The following is a 9,419-nucleotide window of genomic DNA, read 5'->3' on the forward strand; positions in this document are numbered from 1 at the left end:
CGCCCAGGTACTGCTTGAGCTGGGTCGGCGTGTCGCGGTTCGGGTCAACGCTGACCAGGATCACCTGCAACTTATCCACCGCCTCTTTAGGCAATTCGCTCTTGATCTGGCGCAGTTGCGCGAGGGTGGTCGGGCAGATGTCGGGGCAGAAGGTGTAACCGAAGAACAGCAGGCTCCATTTGCCTTTCAACTCGTTGACCACCACCGGCTGGCCGTCCTGATTGGTCATGGTCACCGGCGGCAGCTGGCGGCTTTGCGGCAGCAGGATAATGCCGGCGTCGATCAGCGCGGTAGGGTCGCCCTGGCCTTTGCCGCTGAGCACTTTGTTAACGGTCAGGCCCATGATCAACGCGACGATGGCCACCAGGATGAAGACGGTTTTTTGAGTTCGAGTCATAGGTTCAACAATAGGTAGTGGTCGACGAGCAGCGCGATAAACAGCAGCAGCAAGTACCAGATAGAGTACTTGAACGTGTTGATCGCCGCGTGCGGCTTGCTGCCACGGTACAGCACCCAGGCCCATTGCAGAAAGCGCCCGCCCAATACCAGCGCACACGCCAGGTACAGCAGGCCGCTCATATGGATCACATAGGGCATGAAGCTCACCGCCAGCAGGGCGAAGGTGTAGAGCAGGATATGCACCTTGGTGTAGTGCTCGCCGTGGGTGACCGGCAGCATCGGGATATCGGCCTTGGCGTATTCCTCTTTGCGGTGAATGGCCAGGGCCCAGAAGTGCGGCGGGGTCCAGGCGAAGATGATCAGCACCAGCAGCAGCGGCTCGGCGCTGACATGCCCGGTAACCGCGACCCAGCCGAGCAGCGGCGGCGCCGCACCGGCCAGGCCGCCGATCACGATATTTTGTGGCGTGGCACGCTTGAGAAAACCGGTGTAGATCACCGCGTAACCCAGCAATGAGGCCAACGTGAGCCAGGCCGCCAAAGGGTTGGTGAACGCCAGCAACAAGGCCAAACCTGCAACAGCCAGAAACAATGCAAACGCCAATGCCGCCACGGGCGACACGCGCCCTTCTGCCAACGGCCGTTTATGCGTGCGCGCCATCACCGCATCGATGCGCCGATCCACCACATGGTTGACCGCCGCCGCACCTCCGGCGCACAGGGCAATGCCCAAATTGCCGAACACCAGCACCGTCCACGGCACCCCGGCGCGGGTCGCGAGGAACATGCCCACCAAGGAGGTGATGAGCATCAGCACCACCACTTTCGGCTTGGTCAGCTCCAGGTAATCCCGCCAGATCGCCCGATCGTGACGCGCGCCGATCAAGGTCGCCATGGCATCTCTCCTTTAAGGGTGATGAGGCCCGATACGTGTTTGCGCGGGATAAAACGCCAGCCAAACGGCAACTGATTGCGCACCCGGACCAGGCTGGTACGGGCGTGGTAGTTGACCAGCACCAGCGTCAGCAATAACCCCGCCCCACCGGCGTTGTGCCCGACCGCCACCGGCAGTGGCAAGCCGAACGCCACATTGCTCACGCCCAGGCAGATTTGCGCCGCCAAGGCGATCAGCAACAGGCCCGACAGCCGCGTCATGCCCACGGCGCGCAATTGCCAGGCCAGCCCCAGCAGCACCAGCGTCACCAGCACCGCGCCGATGCGATGGGTCAGGTGGATGGCCGTGCGCGCCTCACTGTCGAGCTGGCCGCCGAGGTAATTGGGGCCGATATGCTGGGTGAGGTGAAACCCGTTGGCAAAGTCCGCCGCCGGCCACCACTCGCCATGACACGTCGGCAGGTCGACACAGGCCACCGCCGCGTAGTTTGAACTGACCCAACCGCCCAGCGCGATCTGCCCGATCACCAGCACCAGGCCCGCCGTGGCCCAATACTGCAGGCGCTTGGGCACGATCAAAGCGGGCAACACGCCGGACAGGCGCAAAGTGAGCAAAAACAACAGGCTCAAGGTGGCAAAGCCGCCAAGCAAATGCCCCGTGACCACTTGCGGCCACAACTTCAGCGTCACCGTCCACATACCGAACGCCGCCTGGGCAAACACCACCGCCAACACAAACAGCGGCAGTTTCACTGGCTGCCCCGGATCACGCCGGTGGCTCCACGAGCGCGCCGCCAGCAGCACGATCAGCAAGCCCAAGGTGCCGGCGAAGTAGCGATGGGTCATCTCGGCCCAGCCCTTGTCGGCTTCTACCGGCGTATCGGGAAAATGCAGCTCGGCATGCGCCAGCTGGGCTTCGCTTTGCGGCACGCTGATAAACCCGTAGCAGCCCGGCCAGTCCGGGCAGCCGAGGCCAGCGTGGGTCAGGCGCGTGTAGGCGCCGAGCAGCACGACCAGCAGCGCCAGCAAGGTGGCAAACAACGCGAGGCGAAATCCAGGTTTGGCCATGACGATGCCCTTATCCGATGTTCGACAGTTTCAACAGCAGGCGCAGGTCGTTGAGCAGGTCCTTGCCCTTGACCTTGGCGTCGTAGCGCAGCACCAGGTTGCCGTGCGGGTCGACGATCCACAGTTGCGCCTCACCCGGCGCAGCCGCGTTTTTACTGAAGGTGGTCAGGTCCAGCGGGTAGCGCTGCAGTTGTGGGTATTCGGCCTTGAGCTTGGCGTCGTAATCCGTGCTCACCGGCTGCGCGCTGGCCAGGGCATGGCTGGCGCGGGAGGCATCGCGGCCCAGGCTGATTTGCAGCTGGCGCGCCAGGTACACCAGTTGCTGGCACTCGGCAGCACACGCGGTGGGCGCAGTGACCAACAGTTGCCAACGGTCTTCGTCGGCCTGCACGCCAATGTCGGCGCGGGTCTGGCCGTTGCCGATCATCTCGCCGTGGTAACTGCGGCTGTCGGGCACCCAGAACTGCAACTTGTACATAAAGGTGGCCAGCGCCATCGGGCCGATCACCATCATCAGGATCAGAATCAGCTGCCAGCGGCCTTTGCGCCGATCGGGCGCCTCAGACGTGCTGGGTGGATTCATGGCCGCTCCCATGGGGTTTCTCCTTTTTGTTATGCCATCCGAGGTAGAGGTAAAGCGCCAGCAACGCCAGTGCCATGGCGAACCACTGCACGGCGTAGCCCAAGTGTTTTTCCGGGCCCATGGCGACCACCGGCCAGGTCGTGTCGTAGGTGCCGGGGCCAGGTTCGGCGCGCAACTCAAAGGCAAAACCGCTGCGTCCCAACTCCGCCCAAAGCGCGGCGGGATGCAGCGCGGTCAGCAAGCGCGGCCATTGCGTGGTGGCGGGGTCGGCATGCAGTTGGAAGGTTTCGCCGGGCGCGACGTACACCCAGGCGTCCAGATTCAACGGTTGTTCCGGCGTGGTGAACATCGGCGGCGTGCGCCGGTCCGGCCAGGGCAGCCAGCCGCGATTGAGCAACAGCCATTCGCCGCTGGCCTGGTCGTGAAAGGGCTGCAACAGTTCAACACCGGCCTTGCCGTCGCGCATGCGGTTGTCGAGCAGCACGCTGTGCTCAGCATCGAACTGGCCGCGCAGGCGCACCCGGCGAAAGGCCGGGTCAGCCATGCCCTCGAGCTGCACGCTGCTGACCGGCTCAGCCACAAGCCGTTCGGCATAGCTGTCCACCAACAGCTGTTTTTCATGCCCGCGAGCCAGTTGCCAGAACCCCAGGCCCACCATCAGCGGCAGCAATACCAGCACCACCAGCGTGGGAGCGAGCCCTGGGCGAAAGTCTTTTATGGCGCTGGCTATACTTGTTTTCATTGCCCGCCTTTTCATTGCCCGCCCATCCGAATGGAACCTGACCATGCTCAAAGCAGCCATTGCCCTGATGCTGATCGCGACTGTCGTGAGCCTGTTCAGTGGCTTGTTCTTTCTGGTCAAGGACGAGGGCAACTCCAACCGCCTCGTCACTGCCTTGACTGTGCGTGTTGTACTGGCCGCGATTACCGTAGGCTTGATCGCCTGGGGCTTTTTCAGCGGCCAGTTGGTCTCTCATGCACCGTGGTAAAACGCCTCACAGCACATAAACGAAGAAAAACAGGCCGATCCACACCACATCCACAAAGTGCCAGTACCAACTGGCCGCCTCAAAACCGAACTGGTGCTCGGCGTTGAAGTGCCCCTTGAGGATGCGCATCAGCATCACGAACAGAATGATGGTGCCGATGGTCACGTGGGCGCCGTGAAAGCCGGTGAGCATGAAGAACGTCGCGCCGTACACGCCCGAGCCAAGGGTCAGGCCCAGCTCTTTGTAAGCGTGCATGTATTCCTCGGCCTGAAAGCCCAAAAAGGCCCAACCCAGCAGCACCGTCAGCGCCAGCCAGATTTTCAGCGCGCCGCGATGGCCCTTGCGCAACGCATGGTGGGCAATGGTGATGGTCACGCTGGAGCTGACCAGCAAGATCGTATTCACCAGCGGCAAGCCCCACGGGCTGATGGTGCCTTCGGGCGGCGGGTACATTTTCGGGTCAGGGTTGTTGAGCAACGGCCAGGCAAATTCGAAGTTCGGCCACAGCATGTGCGCGACGCCCTTGGAGCCTTCGCCCGCCAGCCATGGCGCGGACATATGCCGCACATAAAACAGCGCGCCGAAGAACGCGATAAAGAACATCACCTCGGAAAAGATGAACCAAGTCATGCCCCAGCGAAATGAGCGATCCATCTGCGGGCTGTACAAACCCGCGCGGCTTTCCTTGATCACCGCGCCGAACCAGCCGAACAGCATGTAGGCCAGCAACAGCCCGCCGACGAAAAAGATCCACGGGCCGTGGGATTCCGGGCGCGCCGCTTTGAGGTCGTTGAACCACACGGCCAGGCCGTACACCGTGATCAACATGCCAAACGTAGCAATTATTGGCCATTTGCTTTGCGCTGGTACGTAGTACGTATCATGAGACGACATGTATTCGCTCTCCTGATTGAGGGGGCAAACAGTAGCTAGCCGCCGGTATGGACGGCCACCGGCGGTTGGCGCGCAGTGATGTCAAACAGCGTGTATGCCAGGGTCAAATGCTTCACATCCTTGGGCATGGCGCGATCGACGATAAAGCGCACGGGCATTTCTATGCGCTGACCTGGCTGCAGCACTTGCTGGGTGAAGCAAAAACACTCGGTCTTGTGGAAATACATCGCCGCTTCGGCCGGGGAAATACTCGGCACGGCCTGGGCAGTCATGGGTTTATCTGTGGGGTTGTAGGCCACGAACAGCATCTCGGTGACAGCGCCAGGGTTGACCACGACCTCATCGGCTTTGGAGTGGAATTCCCAGACCATGTCGATGGCATTGGTGGACATGAACTGCACGCGCACCTGGCGCGTAGGGTCCACCACCTGCTCGCCTTCGTACTGCCCGGCAGTCTTGCCGTTGATACCGAATGCCTTGCACATCACGTCGTAGATCGGCACCAGGGCGAAGCCGAAGGCGAACATGGCCACTACCAGGATCAGCAGGCGGGTGACCAGGCGCTTGATGGGAACGGATTCAAGCATGGCGCTCACCCGCTTCTGGTTTTTCTGTGGGAGCTGGCTTGCCTGCGATGAGGCCCAGGCAGGCAATACATTCTGTGCCTGACACACCGCTATCGCAGGCAAGCCAGCTCCCACAGGAGACCGAGTCGACCTGCATCAAGGCGTTCACTTGACCTCCGGCGGCGTCGTAAACGTGTGATACGGCGCAGGCGAGGGGATGCTCCATTCCAGGCCTTCAGCGCCATCCCACGGCTTGGCCGGCGCCGGCGGGCCGCCACGGATGCACTTGATCACGATAAACAGGAAGAAGATCTGCGTGGCGCCAAACATGAACGCGCCAATCGAGGAGACCATGTTGAAGTCGGCGAACTGCAGGTTGTAGTCCGGCACCCGGCGCGGCATGCCCGCCAGGCCGACAAAGTGCATCGGGAAGAACGCCATGTTCATGCCCACAAAGGACAGCCAGAAGTGCAGCTTGCCCAGGGTTTCGTCGTACATGTGGCCGGTCCATTTCGGCAGCCAGTAGTAGGCCGAGGCGAAGATGCCGAAGATCGCCCCGGGCACCAATACGTAATGGAAGTGCGCCACCACAAAGTAGGTGTCGTGGTACTGGAAGTCCGCCGGGGCAATTGCCAGCATCAGCCCGGAGAAACCGCCAATGGTGAACAGAATCACAAAAGCCACGGCAAACAACATCGGTGTCTCGAAAGTCAGCGAGCCTTGCCACATGGTGCTCACCCAGTTGAACACCTTCACGCCCGTGGGCACCGCGATCAGCAGCGTGGCGTACATGAAGAACAGCTCGCCCACCAGCGGAATACCCACCACGAACATGTGGTGCGCCCACACGATAAACGACAGAAACGCGATGCTCGCCGTGGCGTAGACCATCGAGGTGTAGCCGAACAGCGGCTTGCGCGAGAAGGTCGGGATGATCGAGCTGACGGCGCCAAACGCCGGCAGGATCATGATGTACACCTCGGGGTGGCCGAAGAACCAGAACACATGCTGGAACAGCACCGGGTCACCGCCACCGGCCGCACTGAAAAAGCTGGTGCCGAAGTGGATGTCCATCAACATCATGGTCACGCAACCGGCCAGCACCGGCATCACCGCGATCAGCAGGAAGGCGGTAATCAGCCAGGTCCATACGAACAGCGGCATTTTCATCAAGGTCATGCCAGGCGCGCGCAGGTTGAGAATGGTGGCGACCACGTTGATCGCGCCCATGATCGAGCTGATGCCCATCAGGTGAATGGCAAAGATGAAGAACGTCACGCTTTCCGGCGCGTAGGTGGTGGAGAGTGGGGCGTAGAAGGTCCAGCCGAAATTCGGCCCGCCGCCCGGCGTGAACAGCGTCGAGACCAGCAGCAGGAACGCTGCCGGCAGCAGCCAGAAACTGAAGTTGTTCATGCGCGGCAAGGCCATGTCCGGCGCGCCGATCATCAGCGGGATCATCCAGTTGGCCAGGCCGACAAACGCCGGCATCACCGCGCCAAACACCATGATCAGGCCGTGCATGGTGGTCATCTGGTTGAAGAACGCCGGCTGCACGATTTGCAGGCCTGGCTGGAACAACTCGGCGCGGATCACCATGGCGAACGAACCTCCGAGCAGAAACATGGTGAAGGCGAACCACAGGTACATGGTGCCGATGTCTTTGTGGTTGGTGGTCAGCACCCAGCGCATCAAGCCTTTGGCGGGGCCGTGGGCATGGTCCGCATGACCATGGTCGATCACAGTGCTCATGGCCGTTCTCCTGCAAAGGAATGGGCTGTGCGGTTCAGGGCATACGCAGTTGAGGCCGTCATTTGCTTTCCGCCTGTTTCAGAGCCAGCACGTCTTTGGGCGTGACCATGTCGCCTTTGTTGTTGCCCCAGGCGTTGCGCTCGTAGGTGACCACGGCGGCGATATCGACTTCCGACAGCTGTTTGCCGAACGCCGCCATGGCGGTGCCGGGTTTGCCGAAGTACACGCGGTGCAGGTGGTCTTCTTTGGCGCCGGTGGCAATTGGCGAGCCTTTGAGCGCCGGGAACATCGGCGGCAAGCCCTGGCCTTCGGCCTGGTGACAGGCCACGCAGGTGGTGTGGTAAACCTTGTCGCCACGGGCCACCAGCTCGTCCAGCGTCCACTCTTTGGACGTCAGCTCCTTGAGCTTGGCGGCCTCTGCCTTGCGCTCGCCCAGCCAGGTGTCGTAGTCGGCCTTGGATTTGACCTCGACCACAATCGGCATGAAGCCGTGATCCTTACCGCACAGCTCGGCGCACTGGCCACGGTAGATGCCGGGCTTCTCGACCCGGGTCCAGGCCTCGTTGACGAAGCCGGGGATCGCATCGCGCTTGACCGCAAAGGCCGGCACCCACCAGGAGTGGATCACGTCGGCGGCCGTCACCAGAAAGCGCACCTTGGCGCCCACCGGCAGCACCAGCGGCTGGTCGACTTCGAGCAAGTAGTGCTCGCCCTTGGTGGCCTGGTTATGGATCTGCTCGGCGGGCGTGGCCAGGTTGCTGAAGAACTCCACGTCCTGGCCCAGGTATTTGTAGTGCCACTTCCACTGATAGCCGGTGACCTGGATATCGATATCCGACTCACTGCTGTCGTAGATATTGATCAGGGTTTTGGTCGCCGGAATGGCCATGGCCACCAGGATCAGCAAGGGCACTACGGTCCAGAGAATTTCCACGGTGGTGCTCTCGTGGAACTTGGCCGCCACCTGGCCCGTAGACCGGCGGTGCAGGATCATCGACCAGAACATCGCGCCAAACACGACGATGCCGATCACCACACAGATCCAGAAAATGGTCATGTGCAGGTCAAACACGGCGTGACTGACTTCAGTAGCCCCTGGCGCCATATTCGTTGTCCAGGCGGCGTGCGCCTGGCCGAATACTGACCACAACAGTAGGCCCATCCAAACGTGTGGATGTCGCGTCATTGCGGGTTCCCCTTTATGTTTCTTGTTATCCCGCCGGTTTGCACCTGCGGCGAAGGGAGCGGCTTCCATACTGCTTACAACCGCCAAGCCTTGCCTGCGTCATGCAGTTGGGCGTCATCAGCTAATTGCGTACAAATCCGAGTATAGACAGCCGGGGCGACCCCGCAATGTGTAGGGGCAAATGAGCAAAAACAGACGGGCGGACCCAATAAAACCGGGCGCGCAAACGTTTATCCGACGAACGATGGCATTTCGATATAACGCACACGCATAACCATGAAATAATTATGACAAATGCGTCTTAGGCGCTCGTATAAACGAGCTACCTTATCCTCTCCCTTTTCCTACGCCTGTTTCACTGGAGCCTTCATGAACACCGCCGCATTGCGCGAGCAGATTTTCCGTGCCCATCAACACGAAGCCACTACGGGCCAGCTTGCCCAGCAACTGGAAAAACAATTGCCGCACCTGCATTCGGCCATCTCCCTGGCTGACGGTGATCGCAACATTGTCATGACCCGCTTTGTCACCGCCTACATCGAACTGGTTCCGGACTTGCTCGAAGCCGCCAACGATGTGGCCCGCGAAGCCGGTATCGAAAGCCAGATCAAACCGGTGTTGAAAATCGCCGAGCATTTCTTCCTGCAGCCGCCTGCGATCCTGGCCGGCCATGAAGGCCTGGACGGCTTGCTGGATGAGGCCTACCTGGCTCACCGCTTGGTTGAAGAGGTCAACGACCTGTATATCAAGCATTTCGGCCAGCCATTGATTCCGGCGGATACCACTGTGGCTAACTTGATTGCCCATCAACTGATTGGTGAAACATTTGCCAATCAGTTGGATGAAGCCGTGCACTTGGCGGTAGATGAAATGCTCAACGAGGAGAGCTTTGCGCTGGAGTCGGTCGAGGCGTATCGCGAACAGCTGAAAAGCCCGCAAACGGAAGCGGCGTGGAAGCGCTGGCCGTGCCTGTCGCGGCAGCTAGGCGTTGAGTTATCGCTGGATCAGCCAGCCTGATTTTCCGAGTGAACATAGAACCACTGTGGGAGCCGGGCTTGCCCGCGATGGCGGAGTGTCAGTCAGCACATTAGC

General features: G+C 60.9%; 11 protein-coding genes. 2 read left to right on the plus strand and 9 right to left on the minus strand.

Annotation, left to right across the window (positions count from 1 at the left end; genetic code table 11):
* From FEM54_RS15855 to FEM54_RS15875, 5 genes are all read right to left on the minus strand, one after another.
* Positions 1–397, minus strand: a 397-nt coding sequence (locus FEM54_RS15855; protein WP_138451830.1) for an SCO family protein, incomplete at its 3' end; no start/stop codon positions are given.
* Positions 394–1,293, minus strand: coding sequence for a heme o synthase (gene cyoE / locus FEM54_RS15860; protein ID WP_017137894.1), 900 nt, complete (start codon positions 1,291–1,293; stop codon positions 394–396). The genes FEM54_RS15855 and cyoE, both read right to left, overlap by 4 nt.
* Positions 1,281–2,360 carry a COX15/CtaA family protein gene (locus FEM54_RS15865; protein ID WP_058420534.1) on the minus strand — a complete coding sequence of 360 codons (1,080 nt, stop codon included), beginning with the start codon at positions 2,358–2,360 and terminating at the stop codon, positions 1,281–1,283. The genes cyoE and FEM54_RS15865 overlap by 13 nt, the downstream gene beginning before the upstream one ends.
* 10 nt (positions 2,361–2,370) lie before the next feature.
* The gene (locus FEM54_RS15870; protein ID WP_017137896.1) at positions 2,371–2,955 is read right to left on the minus strand and encodes a hypothetical protein; all 585 of its coding nucleotides are present in this window, start codon (positions 2,953–2,955) and stop codon (positions 2,371–2,373) included.
* Positions 2,921–3,685 carry an SURF1 family protein gene (locus tag FEM54_RS15875; protein ID WP_138451832.1) on the minus strand — a complete coding sequence of 255 codons (765 nt, stop codon included), beginning with the start codon at positions 3,683–3,685 and terminating at the stop codon, positions 2,921–2,923. Before FEM54_RS15875 ends, FEM54_RS15870 begins: the two co-directional genes overlap by 35 nt.
* A gap of 43 nt (positions 3,686–3,728) precedes the next feature.
* Here FEM54_RS15875 and FEM54_RS15880 point away from each other — a divergent pair, with 43 nt between their 5' ends.
* Positions 3,729–3,932 carry a twin transmembrane helix small protein gene (locus FEM54_RS15880; RefSeq protein ID WP_016969525.1) on the plus strand — a complete coding sequence of 68 codons (204 nt, stop codon included), beginning with the start codon at positions 3,729–3,731 and terminating at the stop codon, positions 3,930–3,932.
* 6 nt (positions 3,933–3,938) lie between these two features.
* Here FEM54_RS15880 and FEM54_RS15885 read toward each other — a convergent pair whose 3' ends face one another.
* From FEM54_RS15885 to coxB, 4 genes are all read right to left on the minus strand, one after another.
* Positions 3,939–4,826 (minus strand): cytochrome c oxidase subunit 3, encoded by an 888-nt coding sequence (locus FEM54_RS15885; protein ID WP_017137899.1) that lies wholly within the window; start codon positions 4,824–4,826, stop codon positions 3,939–3,941.
* A gap of 35 nt (positions 4,827–4,861) precedes the next feature.
* A complete protein-coding gene (locus tag FEM54_RS15890) occupies positions 4,862–5,413 on the minus strand; it encodes a cytochrome c oxidase assembly protein (protein ID WP_026013768.1) in 552 nt (183 codons plus the stop codon).
* 144 nt (positions 5,414–5,557) lie between these two features.
* Complete coding sequence (gene ctaD, locus FEM54_RS15895) at positions 5,558–7,141, minus strand: cytochrome c oxidase subunit I (RefSeq protein WP_017137901.1); 1,584 nt, start codon at positions 7,139–7,141, stop codon at positions 5,558–5,560.
* A 58-nt stretch (positions 7,142–7,199) separates the two neighbouring features.
* Positions 7,200–8,327: a cytochrome c oxidase subunit II gene (gene coxB, locus FEM54_RS15900; RefSeq protein WP_017137902.1), complete on the minus strand. Its 1,128-nt coding sequence runs from the start codon at positions 8,325–8,327 to the stop codon at positions 7,200–7,202.
* Positions 8,328–8,696: 369 nt separating this feature from the next.
* Here coxB and FEM54_RS15905 point away from each other — a divergent pair, with 369 nt between their 5' ends.
* On the plus strand, positions 8,697–9,344 hold the full coding sequence (locus FEM54_RS15905; protein ID WP_017137903.1) for a hypothetical protein: 648 nt from the start codon (positions 8,697–8,699) through the stop codon (positions 9,342–9,344).
* Positions 9,345–9,419: the final 75 nt, after the last annotated feature.

It is taken from the genome of Pseudomonas edaphica (assembly GCF_005863185.1).
Classification (GTDB): Bacteria; Pseudomonadota; Gammaproteobacteria; order Pseudomonadales; family Pseudomonadaceae; genus Aquipseudomonas; species Aquipseudomonas edaphica.

Bases quoted from the DNA above. Each gene is read 5' to 3' on its own strand.
- coxB (WP_017137902.1), bottom strand. From the start codon at position 8,327: ATGACGCGACATCCACACGTTTGGATGGGCCTACTGTTGTGGTCAGTA.
- FEM54_RS15870 (WP_017137896.1), bottom strand. From the start codon at position 2,955: ATGGGAGCGGCCATGAATCCACCCAGCACGTCTGAGGCGCCCGATCGG.
- FEM54_RS15865 (WP_058420534.1), bottom strand. From the start codon at position 2,360: ATGGCCAAACCTGGATTTCGCCTCGCGTTGTTTGCCACCTTGCTGGCG.
- ctaD (WP_017137901.1), bottom strand. From the start codon at position 7,141: ATGAGCACTGTGATCGACCATGGTCATGCGGACCATGCCCACGGCCCC.
- FEM54_RS15880 (WP_016969525.1), top strand. From the start codon at position 3,729: ATGCTCAAAGCAGCCATTGCCCTGATGCTGATCGCGACTGTCGTGAGC.
- cyoE (WP_017137894.1), bottom strand. From the start codon at position 1,293: ATGGCGACCTTGATCGGCGCGCGTCACGATCGGGCGATCTGGCGGGAT.
- FEM54_RS15905 (WP_017137903.1), top strand. From the start codon at position 8,697: ATGAACACCGCCGCATTGCGCGAGCAGATTTTCCGTGCCCATCAACAC.
- FEM54_RS15875 (WP_138451832.1), bottom strand. From the start codon at position 3,685: ATGAAAACAAGTATAGCCAGCGCCATAAAAGACTTTCGCCCAGGGCTC.
- FEM54_RS15885 (WP_017137899.1), bottom strand. From the start codon at position 4,826: ATGTCGTCTCATGATACGTACTACGTACCAGCGCAAAGCAAATGGCCA.
- FEM54_RS15890 (WP_026013768.1), bottom strand. From the start codon at position 5,413: ATGCTTGAATCCGTTCCCATCAAGCGCCTGGTCACCCGCCTGCTGATC.